We start from the raw sequence: 21,723 nt of genomic DNA on the forward strand, positions 1-21,723 counted from the left end.
CAAGCACCCCCGAACCGCAGGGCGGCTTTGTATCGGGGTTGGGGGAGGGGTGGGTGCCCCCGGGGGTTGGGTGCAGTGGTGGCTGTTGGGTGGTGTTTAGTCCGTCAGTAGTTCTAGGGCGTGGTCGCCTGTGCGTTCTACTGTCAGGCCTGCTTTGGTGATTACGCGTACTAGCTGGTCCACAGTGGACGGTTCGGCTCTCGAGGTGGCCAGCACTGCGGCCAGGCGGCCTTTGTAGGCCTTGTTGAAGTGGCTCACTGTGGTGCGGTTGCCGTTGGCGTCTTCGGTTACTACGCGGACGGTCACCGCGTCGGAGCGCAGTTTTGCGAAGGCGGCGTACGTGCCCGAGCGGAGGTCTACTAGCAGGCCTTCCGCGTCGCGCAGTACTGGTTCCAGGACCGGTTTCCACAGGCCTCGTACCGTGCCCAGTGCGGGTACCGTGTTGCCGCCCGAGAGGCGGTACGCGGGGATGGGGTCGGTTGCCGCTACGACGCCGAACAGGGACGACGTGACGGCCAGGCGTTGCTGTGCTTTGGCCAGTCCGGCGCGGGTGAAGCTCTTGACGTCCAGCGCGTCGTAGAGGACGCCGGTGTAGCGGCGCAGCGCGGGCATCGTCGGGGAGGTCCAGAGCTGGGCGTTGCGGGCGACCTCGTCGGCTTGGCGGGCGGAGATGCCCAGTGCGGCGAGGCTCGCGGGGACGTCCGCCGCCAGTTCCACCAGGGCGTCGGCCAGTTTGGCGCGTACTGGGTTCAGCTCTGGGAACGACAGGGCGTCCAGGTCCAGGGGCGCGCCTTTGCCGCCGTCGGCCTTGGTTTCTGAAGGGGGGAGGAGCACCAGCACCCCCGGAGCGTAACCGCCCGGTAATCCAGGTGCGGCGGCCGTGTGTCGCTCCCTACCCTGGCCTGCATGGAACTCACCTGGCGCCCGCTCTCGCTCGCTGACGTCGAGGCCGTCACCCGGCTCTGCACTGCCGCGGAGGAAGCCGACCGCACGGGCGATCATTGGGACGAGGGGGACGTGCGCCAGGAGTTGTCCGGCCCGTCGGTCGACCTGCCCGGCGCGAGCATCGGTGCGTGGGACGGGTCCCGGCTGGCGAGCTACGCCCTGGTCATCCCGCGCGACGCCGCCGACCCGGTGCATCAGCCGCACGTGGCGGCGCTGACTGATCCGGAGTATCGGACCGACGAGGTCGCTTCGGCGCTGACCGAGTGGCTCGTGCGCACGGCACGCAGCGTCCACGCCCGGCATTTCCCGGACGCGAAGCTCGAACTCCACGCTGGCGCGCACGAGAACGAGCAGTGGTACCGCTCGCTCCTCGAACGCGGCGGGTTCAAGCAGGAACGGACCTTCGTGGAGATGCGCGCGGACCTGACCTCGCTGCCGCCCGCTCCGCCGCTCCCGGGCGACCTTCCGCTGGCCGCCTGCGAGAAGCGCTACGACGCCCTCGTGCTCGACGCGCGCAACGCGGCCTTCGCCGGCCACTGGGGCAGCACGTGGCTCTCCGCCGACCAGTGGGAGCACCGGTTCCGCAACAACAAGGACTTCCAGCCTGACCTGTCGTTCCTCCTCCTTTCCCCGGAGCGCGACCGGGTGGTGGCGTTCGTGATGTCGTCGTTCTACGAGGCCGATGCGCTGGCGACTGGAGTGCGGGAGCTGCACGTCAACTACGTCGGCACCTTGGCGGAGGCCCGCGGGCGCGGCCTGGCGTCGGCGCTGCTGGCGCACACCCTCGAAGCCGGTCGCGCGGCCGGCTTCGAGACGTCGTCGTTGTCCGTGGATGTGGACAACACCCACCGAGCGCTCGCGGTGTACGAGCGGTGCGGGTATCGGACTGCTGACCGGAGCTACGGGTACGTGCTTCCGCTCAACTGACCGCCGGGGGTCGGGGCGGCGAGCAGGCGCTGCCCCGACGACAGTTCCCCGTCGCCGGAGCGCACCGGCCGCCGCGTTCGCCATTCAGTTGCGTGCGCCGCTGCTTGCGTCGGCCACCGCTCACTCCATCCTCAATGCGCCCCCTTCGCGGACACGCAGAACACGTTCCCCTCCGGATCCTCCAGCACCGTCCACTCCAGCCCGGGGACCGAATGGTTCCCCAGCTCCGCCGCGCCCAGCTCCACGAGCCGCCGGACCTCCGCCGCCCGGTCGTCCGCTCCGAAGTCCACGTGGACGCGGTTCTTCCCGCTCCGGGGCTCCGGCACCCGCTGCAACCCCAGCCGCGGCACGCCCGGCCCGGGGCTCTCCAGCATCACGAACTCGCCGTAGTCCGCGGCCACCGGAACGCCCAGCGCCGCCGTCCAGAATTCCGCCAGCCGCCGCGGCTCGGCGCAGTCGACGGTGATCATGCCCATCTCCAAACCCATGCCCGCACGCTAACCGCGACCACCGACAAAAACTGCGCCCGCCGATAACCCGCATGCGTCGAGGCCGGGGGGTTGACTACTCTGTGCGAAACGTCTAAGGCCCGCTCAGCGCAGGGAGTTCCCAGTGATCACCAGGATGTCGTCGTTGTTCCTCCGCACGCTGCGCGAGGATCCGGCGGACGCCGAAGTGCCCAGCCACCGGCTGCTGGTGCGCGCCGGCTACGTTCGCCGGGTCGCCCCGGGTGGTTACTCGTGGCTGCCGCTCGGCCTGCGCGTGCTGCGCCGCGTCGAGGAGGTCGTGCGCGAGGAGATGAACGCGATCGGCGCGCAGGAGATCCAGTTCCCCGCGCTGCTGCCCCGCGAACCCTACGAGGCCACCAACCGCTGGACCGAGTACGGCGACAACCTCTTCCGCCTCAAGGACCGCAAGGGAGCCGACTACCTCCTCGGCCCGACCCACGAGGAGCTGTTCGCGCTCACCGTGAAGGGCGAGTACAGCTCCTACAAGGACTTCCCGGTCACGCTGTACCAAATCCAGACCAAGTACCGCGACGAGGCGCGCCCCCGCGCGGGCATCCTGCGCGGCCGCGAGTTCGTCATGAAGGACTCCTACTCCTTCGACCTCGACGACGAGGGCCTCGAGCGCTCCTACCAGGCCCACCGCGACGCCTACATCAAGCTGTTCGACCGCCTCGGCATCGAGTACGTCATCGTCGCCGCCACGTCCGGCGCGATGGGCGGCTCCGCGTCCGAGGAATTCCTGGCCGTCGCGGAGAACGGCGAGGACACGTTCGTCCGCAGCACCGAATCGGGTTACGCGGCGAACGTCGAGGCCGTGGTCACGCCCGCGCCCGCCGCGCGTCCGATCGAGGGGCTGCCCGAGGCGCAGGTCCACCACACCCCGAACACGCCGACCATCGAGACCCTCGTCGCGTTCTTCAACGCCGCCGGCCTCGGCCGCGAGTTCACCGCGGCGGACACGCTGAAGAACGTCCTGGTCAAGACGCGCCAGCCGGGCGCGAAGGAATGGGAACTGCTCGGCATCGGCGTCCCGGGCGACCGCGAGGTGGACTTCAAGCGCCTCGAAGCCGCGCTCGAACCCGCCGAGGTGGAGCTGCTCGAGGAAGCCGACTTCGCGAAGAACCCGTTCCTCGTCAAGGGCTACATCGGCCCGAAGGCACTGCAGGAGAACGGGGTCCGCTACCTCGTCGACCCGCGCGTGGTCGAGGGCACGGCCTGGCTGACCGGAGCCGACCAGCGCGACCACCACGTGCTCGACCTGGTCGTCGGCCGCGATTTCACCCCGGACGGCACCATCGAGGCCGCCGAGGTCCGCGAGGGCGACGCGTCGCCGGACGGGCACGGCACGCTCGTCGCCGCGCGCGGCATCGAGATCGGGCACATCTTCCAGCTCGGCCGCAAGTACACCGACGCCTTCGAGGTCGACGCGCTCGGCCCGGACTCCAAGCCGGTCCGGATCACCATGGGCTCCTACGGCGTCGGCGTCTCCCGCCTGGTCGCCGTGCTCGCCGAGCAGAACCACGACGAGCAGGGTCTCGTGTGGCCGCGCGAGGTGTCGCCGTTCGACGTGCACGTGGTCATCGCGGGCAAGGACGAGACGGTGCGCGAGGGCGCGGAGAAGCTCGCCGCCGAACTCGACGCCGCCGGTCTCGAAATCATCCTCGACGACCGCAAGGCCACCCCGGGCGTGAAGTTCGCCGACGCGGAGCTGGTCGGCGTCCCGACGATCCTCGTCGTCGGCCGCGGCCTCGCGAACGGGCTGGTCGAGGTCAAGGACCGGCGCACCGGCGAACGCGAGGAAATCGCCGTCGATTCGGTGGTCGACCACCTCGCGAAGCTCGTCCGCGGCTGAAGCCGGTGGGCTGGTTCGGCCGCAAACGCCGCGACGACGGCGGGTACCAGGACAACGCCGCGCTGAGCGGCTTCGGCGGGTACCAGCCGTCCGACGCGCCGAAGTTCCCGAGCGCCGGGTACGGGAAAACCGACCCGGCGCCGGGACCGGCCGAACCAGCCCAGCAACCGTCTGAACCGGACCCGCCGCGGCAGTCCCGCACCCCGGCCCAGCCGCCGCGGGGAACGCCCCGCAAGGTCAACCTCCGCCTGGTCAAGGCGGTCCCGATCGTCATCCTGATCGGGGTGTTCGGCTACAACGTCTTCTCCGCCAAGAGCCACCGTTCCGCCAGCACGGACGACACCCCGCGCGCCCCGTACACCTACCAGCCGGAACCCCGCGTCGTCGTGCCGCCGGTGGTCCCGGGATGGCAGTCCGTGGCAGGCAAAGACGGCAGTTACGCGTACGACGTGCCGCCGTCCTGGGAGCCCGCGCCGACCACGCTGCACGGCTGGGACGCGGCCGCCGGATCGCCCGGTATCAACCTCTCCACCAGCGCGTTCCTCGGTCAGCACACCTGCAAGGAAGACCCGGTCGGCCAGATCGGCGGCGCCGGCTTCACCACCGAGAAGACCGGCGACGCCGCCGAAGCCGCTCGCAAGGCCGTCACGGATCTGGGCATCAGCGCGTACACCGGCGAAGGCGCTCCGCCCGCGAAGGTGACGCCTGGTGCGCCGGAGAAGACCGAAGTCAAGAACGACAGCCGGGCGGGCACGCTGGTAATCGCCGAGGTGACCCCGAGCAACGCCCCGTGCCAGCCGAAGAGCGTGCTGGTTGGGGCGCTCGCGCTCGGCGCGGGCGAGAAGTCAGCCGTGCTGGTCGCGTACTCCGAACAAGGCCGCCCGGGATCCGCGTCCCGGGACGACCTCGTCCGGATTCTGCACAGTTACCGCGCCGTCCCGGCCGCGGACCGGTCCACGACCACGCCGCCGCCGACCACGCGCTGACGTCGCAGCGCCAGCTTCGCGAAGTCCATCAGGCCGGCGTTCGGCAGGTACGCGCGGCTGAGCGCGATCCCGATCCGCGGCAGATCGGCTTCGTCGCGGTAAGCGAGGTACAGCGGCTCGTGCCGCGGCTGGAACTTCGCCTTGAACGCGTGCAGGGAACGGAATCCGTAGTACGGCTCCATCATCGAACCCAGTGCGTCCAGCATCCGGTCGACCATCTGCCGCGGAGTGCTGTCGTTGCTGCGGACCAGCGGCGCGCCCGAGAGCGACACGAACTTCGCGCCTTCCTCGCGGAACGCCAGGCAGGTCGAGGCGATCAGGAACTCCATCACCGGCCGGAATCCGCCCGCGCGACGGCGCATCACGTCGAGCGTCCAGCCGCCGACCTCGCCGGCCCCGGTGTGCACCGGCAGCCACGACGTCACGCCGTGCACCGTGCCGTCCGCGTCGACCGCGAGCCCGACCCGCGTCGCCGGGTCCATCGCCTGGTCCACGCCGCCGAGCGTGAAGCCCATTTCCGGCAGGCCCTTGTCGCAGATCCACTCCTCGGACAGCGCGCGCACCTGTTCCCGGATCGACCACGGCTGTTCGGCCAGCCGCACCAGCCGGAACTCGATCCCGTCCTTCTTCGCGCGGTTCAGCGCGGTCCGCACGTCCTGCCACGCCTTGCCGCGGAATTCGAGGTTTTCCAAGTCCACCAACGTGTCCTCGGCGACCTGCACGTGCTGCCAGCCCAGTTCCTTGGTCTGCGCGACGGTTCCCGCGGTCGCGGAGAACACGCACGGCACGAGCCCGGTGTTCTCGCACATCGCGGCGAATTCCCGCAGCGTGCGGTCGCTCGTCCCGTCCGGCGCGACCGGGTCGCCGAGTGCGACCGCGACGCCCGCGTGCCGCTGATACGCCAGGTACGACGCACCGTCCGAGGCGACGAAGTAGGTGTTCTGCGGCCAGGTCGTCATCCACGAGATGGTGCTGCCGCCGTTGCGGCCCAGCAGAAGCCGGGCGAAGGCCGGGTCCGGCCCGCCGCGGAACAGCTTGCGCCGCCTGCGCCGCGAGGGCACGCGGAACGCGCGCCGCGCGGAGATCAGCAGCACGAGTTCGACTGTCCACAAGAGATTGTCCACGATGAACAGCGGCGGGCTGCTGAGGTCGTAGTCCTCGCGGATGAGCTGCGTGATCGCGACCAGTCCGGCCAGCACCGCCATCTGCGACGCGGCGAGCACGCACAGCGCGATCGCGCACCGCCAGGCGAACCGCGAACCGCGGCGCAGCCCGTTGAGGATCGGCACCGCCACGATGCACAGCGGGAGAAGTTCGTTGCCGGACAACGAGATCGAGTCGGACGAGCCGAACGGGCCGTCGCCGGGGACCAGCCACATCACCACTTCGGCGACGACCAGCAGCACCAGCCCGGCCGAAGCGAGCAGCCGCCATTCGCGCAGCGACGGCTTGTTCGCGTTGCGCGCGGCCGGCCCGGCGAGCCGCCGGCCCAGCGGCAGCGCGAGAACGAGCGCGAAGAAGTGCACGAGATCGGCGAGCGTGCCGACGTAGACGATCGCGACCCCGGCGTACACGCAGAGCCCGGCCCGCAGGCGCAGCCGCCACGGCGTGCGCAGGGTCGCGCTGGTGATGGCGATCGCGGCGAGCGCGCCGCCGGAGAAGCCGACGTCGAGCGTGCCGGCGATCCGGTCGGCCCAGGCCCACCCGGAATTGCGGGAAAGTTCGAGGAATTGCACCGCGACGACCGTCGACACCAATTGCCCGCCGATGGTCACCGCCATCGCGCGCCGGGTGCCGAGGTGCCATTCGGCGAATCCGGCCATCAGCGCGAAACTGCCCGCCATCGGCAGGTAGAACCACGGGCGCAGGGCGTAGAAGGGGCCGGTGAACAGCGTCCACCAGCGGCCGTGCTCGAGCGAAGGAAGGCCGTAGGCGTAATAGTGGAAAGCGTGCTGGTGCTCGGCGGCGTGCCAGAGCGAACCGGTCGCGACCCCCACGATCAAAATGGCGAGCACGACAGTCGTCGTGAACGGAAGCCGGTTCCACACCACCGCCAGCCGCCCGCGTGCCTCTCCGGCCGTGAGGCCGGTTCCCCCCTGTGCGATCGTCATGGGGAAAGTTTGGCGCGGCGATCTTAAGCGGTCATCGGCCGTCGGACCTACTTCTCCCCCTAAGGGACTGCTACCCCAGGGGGACCCGACCCTGGCCCCAAGACTGACCCTCGGCCCCGGTCAGCGCTCTGACCAGGGAAGATGCGCTGGCATTCGGCCAATATGCGGCGTATCCGACCCGGAACAGGGGTTGACGCCAGAACTGCCCGAACGAGTGATCCCGGTCGCTCGCTCAGGGCAGTCCGAGCACCGCGGCGCGGACCGCGGAAAGATCGGCGAGGTCGGGCAAAACCAGGTGCGCGCCCGCGTCCGTCAATTGTTCGGCGGAAAACCGGCCGGTAGCAACGCCGATCGCGACCGCGCCGTACGCGAGCGCCGCCTCGATGTCGTGTGGCGTATCCCCGAGAATCACTACGGATTCGGCAGGAAATTTCGTGCCATGCTTCGTTTCCGCGGCTTTGACGGCGTACGGAACGAGATCCGCGCGATGCGGCGAAAGCGAGCCGTAGCCGCCGATCTCCAGATCGAGATGTTCGTCGAGTCCGAGCGCGGCGAGCTTGTGCAGCGAGATCTCCGGCAGGTTTCCGGTGATGAGGCTTTGCACGACGCCCTCGCGGCCGGCGAAGTCGGCGAGCACGGCCGCCGCGCCGTCGAGCGCCCGGCCTTCCGCGGGCAGCGTTTCCCGGGCGCGTTCGACGGCCGCGATCAGCTCCCGCCACATCCGCTGGATGGTTTCCTCGTCCGGTTCGATCCCGTGCAGGGCGAGCACGTCGGCGGTGATCGCGCGTTCGGTCCGGCCGCCGAAGTCCGGATGCGTGCGGAACTCCGCGCCGGTCGCCGCGGCGAGCGCGGCCCCGTACCAGCCGATGCCCAGCCCGGTGTAGTCGACGAGCGTGTGGTCGATGTCCCAGAGCACCAGCCGGTGCGAGCGAATGGCGGTCACGTCCGCGATGCTACGGCGGGATCAGCCGGTGAGGTAGCTGAAGCGGACCCGGCGGACGGGGTTGTCGACGTTCGTGTCCACCAGGCACACCGACTGCCAGGTACCGAGCAGCAGCACGCCGCCGAGCACCGGCACCGTCGCGTACGGCGGGAGGAACGCCGGGAGCACGTGGTCGCGGCCATGCCCGCCGGTGCCGTGCTGGTGGCGCCAGCGGTGGTCGCGGGGGAGCAGGTCGTCGAGCGCGGCGAGGAGGTCGTCGTCGCTGCCCGCGCCGGTTTCCAGCACCGCGAGCCCGGCCGTCGCGTGGGGCACCCACACGTGCAGCAGGCCGTCGGTGGCGTCGGCGTCGCGCAGGAACTTCTCGGCCTCCCGGGTCAGGTTGTGCACGACCGCGGCGTCGCCGGTGTGCACCTCGATCTCGGTGGAGTACATGCCGTCAGGGTAGGCGTCAGGAATCGAGATAGCGGAGCACGGCGAGGACGCGCCGGTTGTGCCCGTCCGACGGCGGCAGGCCGAGCTTGCCGAAAATGCTCGTCACGTACTTCTCGACCGAGCCCGCGGACAGGAACGCCTCCGCCGCGATCGCCGAGTTCGACCGGCCCTGCGCCATCAGCCCGAGGATCTCGCGTTCGCGCGGCGTCAGCTCGGCGAGCGGGCCGGCGTGGCCGGTGGTCGCGAACAGCTGGCGGACGACTTCCGGATCCAGCACCGTCTCCCCGGCGGCGACGCGTTCCAGCGCGGTAAGGAAGTCCGACACCTCGGCGACGCGGTCCTTCAGCAGGTAACCGACCGCGCCTGCTTCCCCGGCGAGGAGCTGCTTGGCGTAGTTGGTTTCGACGTATTGCGAGAAGACCAGAATCGCGCAGCCGGGTCGTTCGGCGCGCAGGTCTATCGCCGCGCGGAGGCCTTCGTCGGTGTGGGTCGGCGGCATCCGGATGTCCACAATGGACACGTCGGGCCGGTGCTCGCGGACGGCGGCGCGGAGGTCGTCGGCGTTCTTCACCGCCGCGACGACCTCGTGGCCGCGCAGGCCCAGCAGTTCGGCCAGGCCCTGGCGCAGGATGGCCGAGTCTTCCGCGATCACGATCCGCACGGTTTCCCCCTCATTTTCCCGAGTCTAGCGAGGCAGCGGGAGGGTCGCGGTGACGACGGTCGGGCCGCCGGCCGGACTCGACACGGTCAGTTCGCCGTCGGCCGGGCGGAGTCGTTCGGCGATCCCGGAGAGCCCGCCGCCGGGGATGATCGCGGCGCCGCCTTGGCCGTGGTCGACGACGGTGAGCCGCAGGGTGTCTTCGCGGTCTTCGACCAGGACTGTGCAGCGTCCGGCACCGTGTTTGGACGCGTTGGTCATGAGTTCGGCGGCGGCGAAGTACACGATGGTTTCCAGTGACGGGGGCGGGCGGCGGCTCAGCTCCACGGTGACTGTCGCGGAGAAATCGGCGGAACTGGCCAATGTGGACAGTGCGAGGCTCAGGCCTTTGTCCAGTGCCGCGGGGTGGATGCCGCGGGCCAGGTCGCGCAGTTCGGTGAGGGCTTGTTTGGCGTTGCTGTGGGCGGCGTCGACCAGGGTGCGGAGCTGGTCCAGGTTGACGGTGTCAGTGGCCAGTTCTTCCTTGGCCAGGCCCAGTTTCATGGCCATGGCGACCAATTGGGCTTGAGCGCCGTCGTGGAGGTCGCGTTCGATGCGGCGCAGTTGTTCGGCTGCTTCGTCGAGGGCGGTGGCGCGGGTTTCCTCGAGGAAGCGGACTCGTTCGCGGAGGTCGGGGTCGGCTGCGAGGGTGCGGAGGAGGAAGCGGTCCGCGTTGGCGATCTGGTGCACGACGGCGGGCCAGGCGGTCAGGATCAGGACGCCGGTGAGGCACCAGCCCAGGGTGCCGATCCAGGTCGGGCTCTGGATGTTGAAGACCGGCAGGCCGTGGTCGCGCCGGGCGGCGAGGAGCCAGGTGAGCGGGTAGGTGAAGGAGGCCAGGCCGTAGAAGCCGAGTGCGCCGGCGCCGAGGAAGGCGACCAGGCCGAAGGGGAGGCGGAGCAGGAGGTAGGCGACTGAGCGCCAGGCCGCGCGGTCGCCGAGGCGGGCGGTCAGCCAGTTCCAGAGGCCGGGTTTCAGCTCGGTTCTCGGCGGGGGCGGCAGGGCGAGGGCGAGGAATTTCGCGGCCAGGCGGCGGTGGATGCTTCCGGCGAGCCTCGCTCCGCGGAGGACGGCGATGAGGAGGCCGATGCCGAAGAGGACCGGGGTGAGGGCCAGGCCCAGGGCGGTTCCGACGAGGAGGAGGACCAGGGAGAGGAGGGGGAGGAGGCCGGTGGTCGCCAGCCAGGCGGTTTCGGAGAGGGCTTGGCGCGGGGTGGGAGGCCAGAGGGTTCTGGGGGTCATGGGGTGACCTGGGGGGTGTTGCTGGGTGGGGGGCTTGGGCGGGTCACCTGGTCGAGTTTGCCGTCGGGGCGGGGTGGGGGGTAGCCGGGTGGCTGGGGTGGTGGTGTGGGGGATAGCCCTACCTCGTCGCCCTGGGGGGCGACATTGCCGTCGTCTTTGGTTGCGTGGGGCACCCCGAATTTTGATTGTGCTGACGGTTCGGGGGTGCTTGTCAAGGCGGGAAAGATGCCTTGACAAGCACCCCCGAACCGCAGGGCGGCTTTGTATCGGGGTTGGGGGAGGGGTGGGTGCCCCCGGGGGTTGGGTGTGGCGGCTGCGGTTTTTTCGCGGGTTGGGTGGTGCGTTGTTTGGGTGCGGCGGTGGCGGTTGTTGCGCGGCTTGGGTGCGTGGGGGCTTGGGGGTTGCGGCGTGCGGTTAGCGCCCCAATGTGGCATTGGGTGCGTGGGATGCACCCAATGTGGCGTTGGGTGCGTGGGATGCACCCAATGTGGCGTTGGGTGCGTGGGATGCACCCAATGTGGCGTTGGGTGCGTGGGATGCACCCAATGTGGCGTTGGGTGCGTGGGATGCACCCAATGTGGCGTTGGGTGCGTGGGATGCACCCAATGTGGCGTTGGGTGCGTGGGACGCAACCAATGTGGCATTGGGGGCGTGGGCGTTGCTGCGGTGGGACGGGCGTGAGGGGAACCCTGAGGGACTCAGAGTCCCGTAGGGTTCCCCTCACGGACTAGCCGGGCTGGCGACGCGTCAGTCTGTCTCGTTGCTGGGGTCCAGGCGGGCGTCGTCTTCTTTGGCGCGTTGGGCTGCTTCGCGCATTTCGATCATGTCCGTGAACCAGTCGCCCGTTTCGCGGGCTATGTCGCGGACCGCGCCGGTGATTATCGTGGCGATGTTGCCGATGTGGGTGGCTGCTGACTCCGTCAGCTCCTGCACGGTGTCCTTGCCACTTTCGAATGGGCCGACCATGGGCTTCCTCAGGCTGCTCGGAGTTGCCGTTCCGGGTCCACGGTAGCGGTCGGGGCCGGTTTTCCGGGGAGGGCCAGCCGCACGATTTTCTTCGCTACCGACCACAGTTGCTTGCGCAACGGGCCCGTGTTGTATGGCAGGCCGTAGCGTTCGCAGATTTCCCGCACCTCGTCCGCGATCTGCGGGTAGCGGCGGGCGGGCAGGTCCGGGAACAGGTGGTGTTCGATCTGGTGCGACAGGTTCCCCGACAAAATATGGAACAGCGGGCCGCCGGTGATGTTCGCCGAGCCCAGGATCTGGCGCAGGTACCACTGGCCGCGCGATTCGTTCTCGGTCTCTTCCTCGGTGAAGCTTTCGACGTCCGCCGGGAAGTGGCCGCAGAAGATGATCGAGAACGCCCACAGGTTGCGGACCAGGTTGGCGCTCGCGTTGCCCAGGAACGTCAGCGGCGCGAGCGGGCCGGTGAGCAGCGGGAACAGGACATAGTCCTTGCCGATCTGGCGCGACGCCTTGCGGACGATCCGGCGCAGCACCGGCACGTTCTCCGCCCACGTTCGCTCGCCCTTCACGACCCGCTCGACCTCCAGGTCGTGCAGCATCACGCCCCACTGGAACAGCAGCGCGAGCAGCGTCGCGTACACCGGGTTGCCCAGGTAGTACGGATGCCACTTCTGCGCCGGGTCCATCCGGAGGATTCCGTAGCCGACGTCGCGGTCCTTGTCGACGATGTTGGTGTACGTGTGGTGGATGTAGTTGTGCGAATGCCGCCAGTTCTCCGCCGGCGCGACGGTGTCCCATTCGAACCGCTGCGAGCTCAGCTCCGGGATGCGCGTCCAGTCGTACTGGCCGTGCATCACGTTGTGGCCGATCTCCATGTTGTCGAGAATCTTCGCCGCGGACAGCGCCGCGACGCCGGCCAGCCACGCGGGCGGCAGGAAGCCGGCGAACAGCAGGCCGCGGCCGGTCACCTCCAGCGCGCGCTGGGTTTTGATGATCTTGCGGATGTACTCGAGGTCCTCCTCGCCGAGGTCGTCGACGATCCGCTGGCGCAGCGCGTCGAGCTCCCGGCCGAATTCCTCGACCTGTTCGGGGGTCAGGCGGTCCTGCAAACCGGTCATGCTGCATACCTCCGGTGGTCAGGCGTCGATTTCGACGTCCCCGACGGGGACGCTGACGCAGAGCTGGATTTCTTCGTTCTCCTCGCCGGAGACCTCGCCGGTGCGGGCGTTGCGGACGCGTCCGGCGGTTTTGAGCTGCGTGCACGAGAAGCAGATGCCCATCCGGCACCCGTGCTCCGGCGTCAGGCCCGCGTCCTCGGCCTGTTCGAGCAGCGGCTTGCCGGAGTTGTCGCACTCCTTGCCACTGCGGGCGAAGCGCACCCGGCCCTCGGCGGCCTCCTCGGCGAAGGTCAACGGTGCCGCGGTGAACTCTTCGGTGTGCAGTCGTTCACTCAACCCTTCGTTTTCGAAGAGTTCGCGGGCGGCGGCCATCAGCGGAGCCGGACCGCAGAGGAACGTCTCCGCCTCGCGGAACCACGGCGCGGCCTTCTCCAGGTGCTCGACGGAGAACAGGCCGTGCAGGTCGCCGCCGCGGCGGGCGTGGGTGTGGGCGTGGACCACTCGGAAACCCGGGTGCCGGGCGGCGAGTTCGGCGAGTTCCTCCCGGTAGAGCGCGTCCGCGGGGGTGTTCGAGTAGTGCAGGAACACGATCTCGCCGGGGTGTCCCTCGGCGACGAGCGTCCGGGCCATCGCGAGCACCGGCGTGATCCCGCTGCCGCCGCTCATCAGCACGATCCGGTCCGGGCGCGGCGACGGCAGGGTGAATTCGCCGTCCGCCGGCGAAAGCCCGACCACCGCGCCGACAGCGGTGTCCTGCAGATGCCGCGAGACCAGGCCCTTCGGGTCGGCTTTCACGGTGAATTCCAGGTCGCCGCTGCCCTGCGCGCCGCACGGCGAGTAGCAGCGGGTCCGGCGCACGCCGTCGATCTCCACCTGCATCCGCACGTACTGGCCGGCGCGGAAGCCCTGCCACGCCCGGCTCGGACGCACCGTGAAGGTGACGGTGTCCGGCGTCTGATGCCGCACGGCGGTGACGCGGCCGCGGATCTCGCGCCGCACCAGCATCGGGTCGACCAGTTCGAGGTACCGGTCCGCGCCGTGCGGGGTGAGCAGCGCCTCGGCGAGCGAGACGAGCCCGCGCACGCGGCGCGGGAGCAGTGCGGTCATCACCCCTCCAGAAGTTGAGTGCACAGTCGTACACTGACTAGTGTGGGGGCAAGGCCGGGGGGCCTGTCAACGCGGAAGCGAGGTGATGTGACGTGGGCCATGCGGCGATCGCCAGTACGCTGCTCGACGTGTCCGCAGCCGAGGAGCCGGCCGGCCCGGTGAGCCGGCAGGAGCGCAAACAGCGCACCCGTCAGGCGCTGCTCGACGCGGCGCTCGACCTGCTCGCCGACCGGAGTTTCGCCAGCCTTTCGCTGCGCGAGGTCGCGAAGGGCGCGGGCATCGTGCCGACGGCGTTCTACCGGCATTTCTCCTCGATGGAGGAACTGGGCGTCGCGCTGGTCGAGGAGACCACGCGCACGCTGCGCGGCCTGCTTCGCGGCGCGCGCACCGAGCAGAGCGGCTACGGCGGGATGATCCGGGCTTCGGTGCACACGCTGCACCGGCACGTCCGCGAGCACGAGGACCACTTCCGGTTCGTCACGCGCGAGCGCTACTCCGGGCCCGGCGCGGTGTCCCGGGCGATCGCGGTCGAGATGCGGATGTTCTCCAGCGACCTGGCGCTGGACCTGGCGCGCTTCGACCCGCTGCGCACCTGGCCCACCGAGGACCTGCACGTGCTGGCCGACCTCATCGTCACCGCGATGCTCGGCACGGTCGCCGAACTGCTCGACATCCGTCCCGGCGACACCGCCGCCGACGAGCGCACGTTGGTCGCGGCGGAAAAACGGCTCCGGATGATTCTGCTCGGGGTGCCGCACTGGCAGCCTTAGCGACATGGCCTATCTGCACCTGACCGCGATCATCGTCGACGACTACGACGAGGCGATCGACTTCTTCACCCGCGCGCTGGGTTTCGACCTGGTCGAGGACTCGCCGTCGCTCACCAACGACGGCCGCCCCAAACGGTGGGTGGTCGTCCGTCCGCCCGGCGGCGAAACCGGCCTCCTCCTCGCGCGGGCCGACGGCGAGCGGCAAGCGCGTGCGGTCGGCGACCAGCACGCCGGTCGCGTCGGGTTTTTCCTGCGGGTGGACGATTTCGCGGCGAGTTATCAGCGGATGCGCGACGCGGGGGTCGAGTTCCTCGGCGAACCGCGGACCGAGCCGTACGGCCAGGTCGTCGTGTTCCGGGACATCGCGGGCAACCGCTGGGACCTGCTCGGACCGGCCGCGTCCTGAGCCTGCTCTACGATCCCGAAGTCCAGCAGATCGTGGAGGAACGTTATGCCGAGCGGGTCGGAAGTCCGAGCCGAGTTCGCCGACCCAGCCGAAAACCTGGCGTTCGACGAAGCACTGCTGCGCGAGGGTCCGACCGAGCCGGTGGTGTGGCTGTGGCGCAACCCGGTGTGCGTCGTGGTCGGCCGGGGACAGCGGATCGCGCGCGAAGTCCGCGTGGACGAATGCGCTCGCGACGGCGTTCCGGTGCTGCGGCGAGCCAGCGGCGGCGGCACGGTGTTCCACGACCCGGGCAATCTCAACGTGACGCTCGTGCTGCCCGGCCCCTCGCCGCGTCCGCTGGAAATGCTCGGCCTGGTGATGTCCGCCGCAGTAGAGAAACTCGGTCTCCCCGCCCGGATCGGCGACCGCGGGATCTTCGTCGGCGACGCGAAACTGTGCGGCTTCGCGGTGTTCCGGACCAAAGACGTGCTGCTGGCGCATTCGACGCTGCTGGTCGACACCGATGCCGCTCGCGTCGGCGCGTATCTCACCGGTCCGCCGCCGGACCCGAAGCCGCTGGACTCGCACCGGAGCAAGGTGGCGTCTTTGCTCGACCACGGCGTGCGGTTGCCGTTGGCGGAAGTGGAAGACACCGTCCGCGCGGCCGCGGCGGGACTCCTCGGTCCGCTTCCGCCGCGCGAACCGACGGCAGGAGAGTTGGAGCGGCAGCGAGCGTTGCTGTGGAGCCGCTACGAATATCCCGACTGGCACGCCGAGGGACGCCAACGTTCGTAATCGCCTTGTCCGGCAAGCACATCCGAGGCGGAAAGCCGTGAAGGCTCCCTACGGGAAGCGGATTCCCGCGAGGAGCCTTCACGGAACGGATCAGCTCTCCGAGGCGGAGAACAGCACCGGCGGCACCGCGCTGGCCGCACGGCGACGCGGCTTGGCCGGAGCCGGAGCGGTTGCCTTCGCGGGCGCCGCGGTCTTGACGGTCGCGGTCTTCGCCTTCGCGGCGGCAGGGGCCTTGACGGTCGCCGTCTTCGCCTTCGCGGCGGCGGGGGCCTTGACCGCGGCGGCCTTCGTCGCCTTGGGCGCGGGCTTGGCCGCCGCGGCGCTCGTCGACCTCGCTTTCGCGGTGGTCTTGGCTGCCGCGGACTTGGCCGGAGCCTTGCGCGCGGTCCCGGTCGCGCCACCCGTTCGGGCAGTCTTCTTCGCGGTGCCGGCGGCAGCGGTCTTCTTGCCAGCAACGGCTTTCGCGCCCTTGCCCGCCGCGACGGGCTTCTCCGCCGCGGGCTTGGCCTCGGCCTTCTTCGCCCCGGCGAGGAGCCGCGGCCGCAGCTTCCGCCCGCCGGTCCGGCGGCCCGCCTTGGCGTAGCGTTCCAGCAGCCGCCGGAGCGCCGCCGCGTTGCGGGCGCCGAGGTCGATGTCGTACTCGACGCCGTCCAGCGCGAACGCGACGGTCTCGGCCGCGCGTCCTCCGGTCAGGTCGTCCAGTGTGCGGACAGCAGTGTTCCTCGCCATGGGAGCCTCCCGTGCTCGATCGTGGTCGTGCGTGCAACCGGCACGGCGACGACCCGGATTTCGCGGTGCCGCCGGTTTCTTGCAGCTCTCGTACGAGAATAGCGGCAGGCTTGCGCGAACCTGCGCGGTGGTGTGCGCTGTGCGCATGGCAGCAGAGACTTTCGACGTCGTGGTCATCGGGGCGGGTCCGGTCGGGGAAGTGGCCGCCGAACGGGCCGCCAAGGGCGGGCTGAAGGTGGCCCTGGTCGAACACGAACGGTTCGGCGGCGAGTGCTCGTACTGGGCGTGCATCCCGAGCAAGGCGTTGCTGCGCCCGGGAAACCTGCTCGCCGCGGCCAAGCGGATGCCCGGCGTGCCGATCGGCGACGCGCTCGACGCCGAGAAGGTCCTCGCGCGCCGCGACTGGTTCACCGGCAAGGGCGACGACTCCGGCCAGGTCGAATGGGCCCGCGGCGCGGGGCTCGAACCCGTGCGCGGCTACGGCCGGATCACCGGCGAGCGCGAGGTCACGCTCGACGACGGCCGCGTTCTCGCCGCCCGGCACGCGGTGATCGTGTGCACCGGCAGCGTCCCGCGCACGCCGCGGATTCCGGGTCTGGACACCATCAAGCCGTGGGGTTCGCGGGAAGCGACGTCGGCGACGCAGGTGCCCGGACGGCTCGGCGTCCTCGGCGGCGGCGTGGTCGGCGTCGAAATGGCGCAGGCGTGGGCCCGGCTGGGCGCACAGGTCGACCTCGTGATCACCGGCGAACGGCCGCTGCCTCGCCTGCCGGAATTCGCCGGTGATCTGGTGCTGGACGGATTGCGCGAGGCGGGCGTTCGGGTGCACGTGAACTCGAGCTTGACCGAAGTGTCCAGTGTGGACGGTGGCACGCGGCTGAAACTGTCCGGCGGCGACGAGATCGTGGTCGACGAACTGCTGGTCGCCACCGGTCGCGCGCCCGCGACCAGTTCGATCGGCTTGGACGTGCTCGGCCTGCCGACCGACCGCGCGCTCGAGGTCGACGAAAGCGGCCGAGTGTCCGCTGTGGAGGGTGGCTGGCTGTACGCCGCGGGCGACGTCACCGGCCGGGCTTTGCTGACCCACCAGGGAAAATACGCCGCTCGCGTCGTCGGGGACTCGGTCGCCGCCCGCGCCCGCGGCGAGGAGATCTCGACCGAACCGTGGAGCCGCTACAGCGCGACCGCCGACCATCACGCGGTGCCGCAGGTCGTGTTCACCGACCCGGAGGTGACGTCGGTCGGCCTGACCGAGGCGCGCGACGGATCCGCGGACCGGGTGGTGGACATCGACATCGCGGTCGCCGGTTCCTCCCTGCACGCCGACGGATACCAGGGCAAAGCGCGGATGGTCGTCGACACCGAACGCGGGGTCGTGCTGGGGGTCACGTTCGTCGGCCAGGACGTGGCGGAACTGCTGCATTCCGCGACGATCGCGGTCGTCGGCGAAGTGCCGCTGGACCGGTTGTGGCACGCGGTCCCGGCGTTCCCGACGATCAGCGAGGTGTGGCTGCGGCTGCTGGAGGCTTACGGGCTCTGAGCTTGCTTTCCGGTAGCGTCGGGGCATGACCAGTGCCCCCGTTCCCGGCCGGCGTGAACGCAAGAAGGCGGCGACCCGCCAGGCGCTGGCCGACGCTGCCCTGCGGATGTTCCTGGAGCGGGGCTACGACCAGGTGACCGTGCGCGAGATCGCCGACGCCGCCGACGTGTCCACCACCACGCTGATGAAGCACTTCCCGACGAAGGAAGCCCTCGTTTTCGACCGGGAGCCGGAGGTGGACGAGGCGCTGGTCTCGGCGGTCCGCGACCGGCCGGAGGGCATGTCGGTGCTGGCGGCGCTCCGCGCGCATGTGCACGTCCGGGCGACGTCCGGCATCCGCGCGGAGGCCGAACCGTTGCTGCGCTTGGTGCGCGAGACGCCCGCGCTCGCCGAGTACTGGCACAAGATGTGGATGGGGCACGAGCATTCGCTGAGCCGGGTGATCGCCGAGGAGACCGGCGCGCCGGAGGGTGATCCGCGGTGTGCCGTGCTGGCCCATTTCGCGCTGGAGACGGCCGTGCTGGCGGATCGCTCGGACGATCCGCCAGCGATGGTCGACGTGGCGTTCGACCTGTTGGAGAACGGGTGGCAGTGAGCTGCCGGGCGCCGCGGCGGCAACCCGGGGCTCAGGAAGGCAGCGGCAAGTCGAGCGCGCCCTTCGCCGCGCGCACCAGCCCGGGATCGTCCGCAGTGGACGGTCCGGGCTGCCAGACCGCCTGCACGATCCGCACGCCCTTCCCGTCGATCTTGCTGGCGTAGGCGGCACCGTCGAACTGCGGCGGGCCGGACGGCCACTTGCCGGTTTCCGTGGCGACGTCCAGGATTCCGCCGCCACCTGGGTTGTCGGCGATCTGCTTGAGGCGATCGGCCTGTCCGGCGTCGGGGAACTCGACCACCGCGACGGTGACCGCGGCCGGCCGCCCGTCCACGAGCGCGGTATAGCTCGCGCGGCGAACCGCGGAGCAGCTGGTTTGCTGCAGGCTCGCTTGGACGTCCCCGAAAGCGTGCGACGCGCACTTCTGGTCGGCGCTGCTCGCCCGGGGTTCGAAGGTGAGAGTCGGGGCCGGTGGCGCGCTCGACGGGACGCTGCTGGGCGCCGGACTCGGAACGCTGCTCGGCGGCGCACTGCTGGCGGGCGGGGCGGCAGCGGTGTCCTCACCGCCGCTGGTCGCCACGACGATCGCCGACACCACCAGGACGACCAGCAGCACGATCGCCGCGATCGGCACCCACTTGACCGTCCGGGAGCCTGGTTGCCCCGGGTCGGCCGGGGTCGTCGGGCCAGTCGCGGCGGTGGCCGCCGCTCCGGTGGCCCCTGCTCCCATCCCGCCTGCGCCGGTCGTTGTTGTCCCTGTGCTGACTGCCGCGCCAGTGGGTGTTCCGGTTCCGGTGCTGGCTGTCCTGGCTCCCGTGCCCGTCGCGGCGAGGGGTGCCGGCGAGGGCGCACCGAGCGGCGGACTGCTCGGCCCGGGAACCGTCACGGGCACGACCGGCGGAACCGTCTCGCGTGGACGTCCGGCGGCCTGCGGCTTCGCCGGAGACGGCATCTTCTCGGTCGGCGCCTCGGGCGGATCAGCGGACTCGGTCGGCGCTTCGGACAGCGACTCCGGCTCGGTTGGCGGCGTCTCCGTTCGAGGCGGCCGCACCGCGATGATCTTCGGCCGCGGGGCCGGGGGAGCGGCGGGTTTCGGCGCGGCGGAAGGGGTGCTGGGGGGAGCAGCAGCCTTCGGTGCCGTGGTGCTGCCCGCACCGGGGAAGACGGGAAGCCCGGGGGTGTCTCCGGCACCCGCCGGAGTCGGCGCGACTGCGGTGTTGCCGGGACCGGCATCCGCGGTCGATTGTTCCGTGGGAGTCTGCGGTGCTGCGGGGTTGCTGGGGACGACATCCGCGGCCGACCGTCCCGTCGGGCTGGCGGTGGCGGCGGTGGATCCTGTGCTGGCGGCACCAGCCGGGCCGGAGCCGTCGGTGGGCTGGGCCGAATCGGAACTGTCGCTGGCCTGCTGGGCGGCGGAACCGGCGGCCGCGGCGGGGACGGAGGCCGCCGCAGCACCGAGCCCCGCGGATGCGGAGATCCCGGCCTTTCCCGGAGCTGTGCTCGACCAGCCGTTGGTTCCGGGAGCGGCAAGAGCTGGAGCGGCAGGCCCGGGTTGGGAGCCGTTTTGTGCCCCGGCGACCGCGGAACCGGGGTTCGCGGCGGCGGTGCCATCGCTCGTCGCGCCACCAGGCCCAGCCGCAGCCGCCCCAGCGCCAGGAGACCGAGGCCCCGGCGGAACGGGAACGTCGTCCGCGAACCGCACGAACCCCTCGCCGCGCAAAACCTCGTCCGAAAGCTCCGGCGCGTCCGGCGCCAGCGCCGCGATCAGCGCCCGCGCCTGGTCCACCGACCGGGGATGCCGCGCCGTGGCCAGGGAGACCGTCGCCGCCAGCATGGTTGTCGGCGTCGGGTGCAGGACGCGGACCGGGCCCGCGAGGTCGCCGGGCGGCTGGTCGACCGTCTCCACGTACGGGCCGACCGCCACGATCGTGCCGACCGGGCCGCCGCCGAGTTCCGCGATGCGACGTTCGCATTCCTGGGAAAGATCGAGCGCTTCGGTGGCCGGGTTGACGTCGTCGCCGTGCACGAGGGGCCAGCCGTCGGCCTTCCACGGGCCGCTCAGCGGGGCTTCGAGGCGCAGCGCCGGGTCGGGCAGGTCCACGCCGATCACGACGAGCACGCCCGCGGGCAGCACGACCACCGCCTCGACCGGACGGTCCCCGGTCGGGCGGGCGCCGACGAGCGCGACGCCGCCGATCACCGTGCTCCCCCGGCCGAGGGAGGCGAGCGCGGCCCGCACGTCCTCCGCGACGCGCGAGGGCTGCTGCCCGAGACGGACCAGTCGCACCGAAACTCTCCTGTCGAATCCGCAGCGTTTCCGGTGCACCACGCTAGCGTGCCGGGCCGCCGGAACCGTGCTCCGCGCCCTCGCGTCGGCGTGGCTCACCACAATGGGTCGTCCGCCGCGACTTGTGGTGTTCGTGTGGCCAAACAGCACGGTTGGGGTGCAGAATGTGCTACACAGGTCGGGAACTGCCGTGGAGGCTACGCAACCTGCGCAAGGTTCGAGAGGTCGTAGGGGAAGACGTCCCTCGTCGAACAAGCGGAGGTCAGCAGTGAGCACCCGTGGCAGCACCCGAGGCGTGGTGTACGTCCACTCGTCGCCGTCTGCGGTATGTCCGCACGTCGAGTGGGCGATTTCGGGCACCCTTGGCGCCCGCGTCGAGCTGAAGTGGACGGCCCAGCCGGCCAGTCCGGGACAGCTCCGGGCCGAATGCAGCTGGAGCGCGCCCGCGGGAACCGCGGGCAAACTCGCCGCCGCGCTCAAGGCGTGGCCGATGGTGCGCTTCGAAATCACCGAGGAGCCCAGCGCGGGCGTCGACGGCGAGCGGTTCTGCTTCGCGCCCGGTCTCGGGCTCTGGCACGGCCGCACCAGCGCCAACGGCGACATCGTCGTGGGCGAGGACCAGCTGCGCGCGCTCGTCAGCATGACCCGCGGCGGCGAAACCCTCGCGCACAAACTCGACGAACTCCTCGCCGCGGCCTGGGACGAGGCGCTCGAGCCGTACCGGCACGCGGGCGACGGCGCCCCGGTCACCTGGCTGCACCAGGTCGGGTGAGCGGGGGCGGTACCC

At 70.6% G+C, this 21,723-nt stretch carries 21 protein-coding genes; 9 read left to right on the forward strand and 12 right to left on the reverse strand.

Features of this window, described 5'->3' with window-relative positions:
- Positions 1–96: 96 nt before the first annotated feature.
- Positions 97–840 (reverse strand): peroxide stress protein YaaA, encoded by a 744-nt coding sequence (gene yaaA / locus SSMG_RS08270; RefSeq protein ID WP_009074646.1) that lies wholly within the window; start codon positions 838–840, stop codon positions 97–99.
- A gap of 66 nt (positions 841–906) precedes the next feature.
- On the opposite strand from yaaA, the gene SSMG_RS08275 reads away from it, so the two are divergent.
- Positions 907–1,872 (forward strand): GNAT family N-acetyltransferase, encoded by a 966-nt coding sequence (locus SSMG_RS08275; protein WP_037712984.1) that lies wholly within the window; start codon positions 907–909, stop codon positions 1,870–1,872.
- Positions 1,873–2,003: 131 nt separating this feature from the next.
- Here the strand turns inward: SSMG_RS08275 and SSMG_RS08280 are convergent, their stop codons facing one another.
- Complete coding sequence (locus tag SSMG_RS08280; protein ID WP_037712986.1) at positions 2,004–2,360, reverse strand: VOC family protein; 357 nt, start codon at positions 2,358–2,360, stop codon at positions 2,004–2,006.
- A 136-nt stretch (positions 2,361–2,496) separates the two neighbouring features.
- On the opposite strand from SSMG_RS08280, the gene SSMG_RS08285 reads away from it, so the two are divergent.
- Both SSMG_RS08285 and SSMG_RS08290 read left to right on the forward strand, forming a co-directional pair.
- Positions 2,497–4,233 carry a proline--tRNA ligase gene (locus SSMG_RS08285; protein ID WP_009074652.1) on the forward strand — a complete coding sequence of 579 codons (1,737 nt, stop codon included), beginning with the start codon at positions 2,497–2,499 and terminating at the stop codon, positions 4,231–4,233.
- A gap of 5 nt (positions 4,234–4,238) precedes the next feature.
- Complete coding sequence (locus tag SSMG_RS08290) at positions 4,239–5,219, forward strand: hypothetical protein (protein WP_009074654.1); 981 nt, start codon at positions 4,239–4,241, stop codon at positions 5,217–5,219.
- Here the strand turns inward: SSMG_RS08290 and SSMG_RS08295 are convergent.
- The 8 genes from SSMG_RS08295 to SSMG_RS08330 form a co-directional block, all read right to left on the reverse strand.
- Positions 5,159–7,330 carry a bifunctional lysylphosphatidylglycerol flippase/synthetase MprF gene (locus tag SSMG_RS08295; RefSeq protein ID WP_009074657.1) on the reverse strand — a complete coding sequence of 724 codons (2,172 nt, stop codon included), beginning with the start codon at positions 7,328–7,330 and terminating at the stop codon, positions 5,159–5,161. The two genes, SSMG_RS08290 and SSMG_RS08295, sit on opposite strands and share 61 nt — an antisense overlap.
- Before the next feature lie 232 nt (positions 7,331–7,562).
- Positions 7,563–8,273 carry a haloacid dehalogenase-like hydrolase gene (locus SSMG_RS08300; protein WP_009074658.1) on the reverse strand — a complete coding sequence of 237 codons (711 nt, stop codon included), beginning with the start codon at positions 8,271–8,273 and terminating at the stop codon, positions 7,563–7,565.
- Positions 8,274–8,294: 21 nt separating this feature from the next.
- On the reverse strand, positions 8,295–8,705 hold the full coding sequence (locus SSMG_RS08305; RefSeq protein ID WP_009074660.1) for a YjbQ family protein: 411 nt from the start codon (positions 8,703–8,705) through the stop codon (positions 8,295–8,297).
- Between the two features lie 16 nt (positions 8,706–8,721).
- Positions 8,722–9,366 carry a response regulator transcription factor gene (locus SSMG_RS08310; protein WP_009074662.1) on the reverse strand — a complete coding sequence of 215 codons (645 nt, stop codon included), beginning with the start codon at positions 9,364–9,366 and terminating at the stop codon, positions 8,722–8,724.
- A 24-nt stretch (positions 9,367–9,390) separates the two neighbouring features.
- The gene (locus SSMG_RS08315; protein ID WP_009074664.1) at positions 9,391–10,644 is read right to left on the reverse strand and encodes a sensor domain-containing protein; all 1,254 of its coding nucleotides are present in this window, start codon (positions 10,642–10,644) and stop codon (positions 9,391–9,393) included.
- A gap of 747 nt (positions 10,645–11,391) precedes the next feature.
- Positions 11,392–11,610 (reverse strand): hypothetical protein, encoded by a 219-nt coding sequence (locus tag SSMG_RS08320; RefSeq protein WP_009074665.1) that lies wholly within the window; start codon positions 11,608–11,610, stop codon positions 11,392–11,394.
- 8 nt (positions 11,611–11,618) lie between these two features.
- Entirely contained in the window at positions 11,619–12,728 is a 1,110-nt protein-coding gene (locus tag SSMG_RS08325) for an acyl-CoA desaturase (protein WP_009074667.1), read from the reverse strand.
- A gap of 18 nt (positions 12,729–12,746) precedes the next feature.
- Complete coding sequence (locus tag SSMG_RS08330; RefSeq protein WP_009074668.1) at positions 12,747–13,835, reverse strand: ferredoxin reductase; 1,089 nt, start codon at positions 13,833–13,835, stop codon at positions 12,747–12,749.
- A 128-nt stretch (positions 13,836–13,963) separates the two neighbouring features.
- On the opposite strand from SSMG_RS08330, the gene SSMG_RS08335 reads away from it, so the two are divergent.
- The 3 genes from SSMG_RS08335 to SSMG_RS08345 are packed head-to-tail and all read left to right on the forward strand — an operon-like array spanning position 13,964 to position 15,785.
- A complete protein-coding gene (locus SSMG_RS08335; protein WP_199785843.1) occupies positions 13,964–14,605 on the forward strand; it encodes a TetR family transcriptional regulator in 642 nt (213 codons plus the stop codon).
- Positions 14,606–14,609: 4 nt separating this feature from the next.
- Positions 14,610–15,011: a VOC family protein gene (locus tag SSMG_RS08340; protein ID WP_009074672.1), complete on the forward strand. Its 402-nt coding sequence runs from the start codon at positions 14,610–14,612 to the stop codon at positions 15,009–15,011.
- Positions 15,012–15,056: 45 nt separating this feature from the next.
- Positions 15,057–15,785 carry a lipoate--protein ligase family protein gene (locus SSMG_RS08345; protein ID WP_009074674.1) on the forward strand — a complete coding sequence of 243 codons (729 nt, stop codon included), beginning with the start codon at positions 15,057–15,059 and terminating at the stop codon, positions 15,783–15,785.
- A gap of 90 nt (positions 15,786–15,875) precedes the next feature.
- Here SSMG_RS08345 and SSMG_RS46725 read toward each other — a convergent pair whose 3' ends face one another.
- Positions 15,876–16,514, reverse strand: a complete 639-nt coding sequence (locus tag SSMG_RS46725; protein WP_037712992.1) for a histone-like nucleoid-structuring protein Lsr2 — start codon at positions 16,512–16,514, stop codon at positions 15,876–15,878.
- A gap of 145 nt (positions 16,515–16,659) precedes the next feature.
- Between SSMG_RS46725 and SSMG_RS08355 the strand changes: the two genes are divergently transcribed.
- Positions 16,660–18,054 (forward strand): NAD(P)/FAD-dependent oxidoreductase, encoded by a 1,395-nt coding sequence (locus SSMG_RS08355; protein ID WP_037712993.1) that lies wholly within the window; start codon positions 16,660–16,662, stop codon positions 18,052–18,054.
- Between the two features lie 25 nt (positions 18,055–18,079).
- A complete protein-coding gene (locus tag SSMG_RS08360; RefSeq protein ID WP_009074679.1) occupies positions 18,080–18,649 on the forward strand; it encodes a TetR/AcrR family transcriptional regulator in 570 nt (189 codons plus the stop codon).
- 31 nt (positions 18,650–18,680) lie between these two features.
- On the opposite strand, the gene SSMG_RS08365 is transcribed toward SSMG_RS08360, so the two are convergent.
- A complete protein-coding gene (locus SSMG_RS08365; protein WP_009074681.1) occupies positions 18,681–20,936 on the reverse strand; it encodes a hypothetical protein in 2,256 nt (751 codons plus the stop codon).
- Between the two features lie 268 nt (positions 20,937–21,204).
- On the opposite strand from SSMG_RS08365, the gene SSMG_RS08370 reads away from it, so the two are divergent.
- Positions 21,205–21,708, forward strand: a complete 504-nt coding sequence (locus tag SSMG_RS08370; protein ID WP_009074684.1) for a DUF3145 domain-containing protein — start codon at positions 21,205–21,207, stop codon at positions 21,706–21,708.
- Positions 21,709–21,723: the final 15 nt, after the last annotated feature.

Source organism: Streptomyces sp. AA4, assembly GCF_000158875.1.
Classification (GTDB): Bacteria; Actinomycetota; Actinomycetes; order Mycobacteriales; family Pseudonocardiaceae; genus Amycolatopsis.

Excerpts from the sequence above, each read along its gene's own strand:
- SSMG_RS08340 (WP_009074672.1), top strand. The coding sequence starts at position 14,610 with ATGGCCTATCTGCACCTGACCGCGATCATCGTCGACGACTACGACGAG.
- SSMG_RS08305 (WP_009074660.1), bottom strand. The coding sequence starts at position 8,705 with ATGTACTCCACCGAGATCGAGGTGCACACCGGCGACGCCGCGGTCGTG.
- SSMG_RS08320 (WP_009074665.1), bottom strand. The coding sequence starts at position 11,610 with ATGGTCGGCCCATTCGAAAGTGGCAAGGACACCGTGCAGGAGCTGACG.
- SSMG_RS08315 (WP_009074664.1), bottom strand. The coding sequence starts at position 10,644 with ATGACCCCCAGAACCCTCTGGCCTCCCACCCCGCGCCAAGCCCTCTCC.
- SSMG_RS08325 (WP_009074667.1), bottom strand. The coding sequence starts at position 12,728 with ATGACCGGTTTGCAGGACCGCCTGACCCCCGAACAGGTCGAGGAATTC.
- SSMG_RS08330 (WP_009074668.1), bottom strand. The coding sequence starts at position 13,835 with ATGACCGCACTGCTCCCGCGCCGCGTGCGCGGGCTCGTCTCGCTCGCC.
- SSMG_RS08275 (WP_037712984.1), top strand. The coding sequence starts at position 907 with ATGGAACTCACCTGGCGCCCGCTCTCGCTCGCTGACGTCGAGGCCGTC.
- SSMG_RS46725 (WP_037712992.1), bottom strand. The coding sequence starts at position 16,514 with ATGGCGAGGAACACTGCTGTCCGCACACTGGACGACCTGACCGGAGGA.
- SSMG_RS08295 (WP_009074657.1), bottom strand. The coding sequence starts at position 7,330 with ATGACGATCGCACAGGGGGGAACCGGCCTCACGGCCGGAGAGGCACGC.
- SSMG_RS08360 (WP_009074679.1), top strand. The coding sequence starts at position 18,080 with ATGACCAGTGCCCCCGTTCCCGGCCGGCGTGAACGCAAGAAGGCGGCG.
- SSMG_RS08280 (WP_037712986.1), bottom strand. The coding sequence starts at position 2,360 with ATGGGTTTGGAGATGGGCATGATCACCGTCGACTGCGCCGAGCCGCGG.
- SSMG_RS08345 (WP_009074674.1), top strand. The coding sequence starts at position 15,057 with ATGCCGAGCGGGTCGGAAGTCCGAGCCGAGTTCGCCGACCCAGCCGAA.
- SSMG_RS08285 (WP_009074652.1), top strand. The coding sequence starts at position 2,497 with ATGTCGTCGTTGTTCCTCCGCACGCTGCGCGAGGATCCGGCGGACGCC.
- SSMG_RS08355 (WP_037712993.1), top strand. The coding sequence starts at position 16,660 with ATGGCAGCAGAGACTTTCGACGTCGTGGTCATCGGGGCGGGTCCGGTC.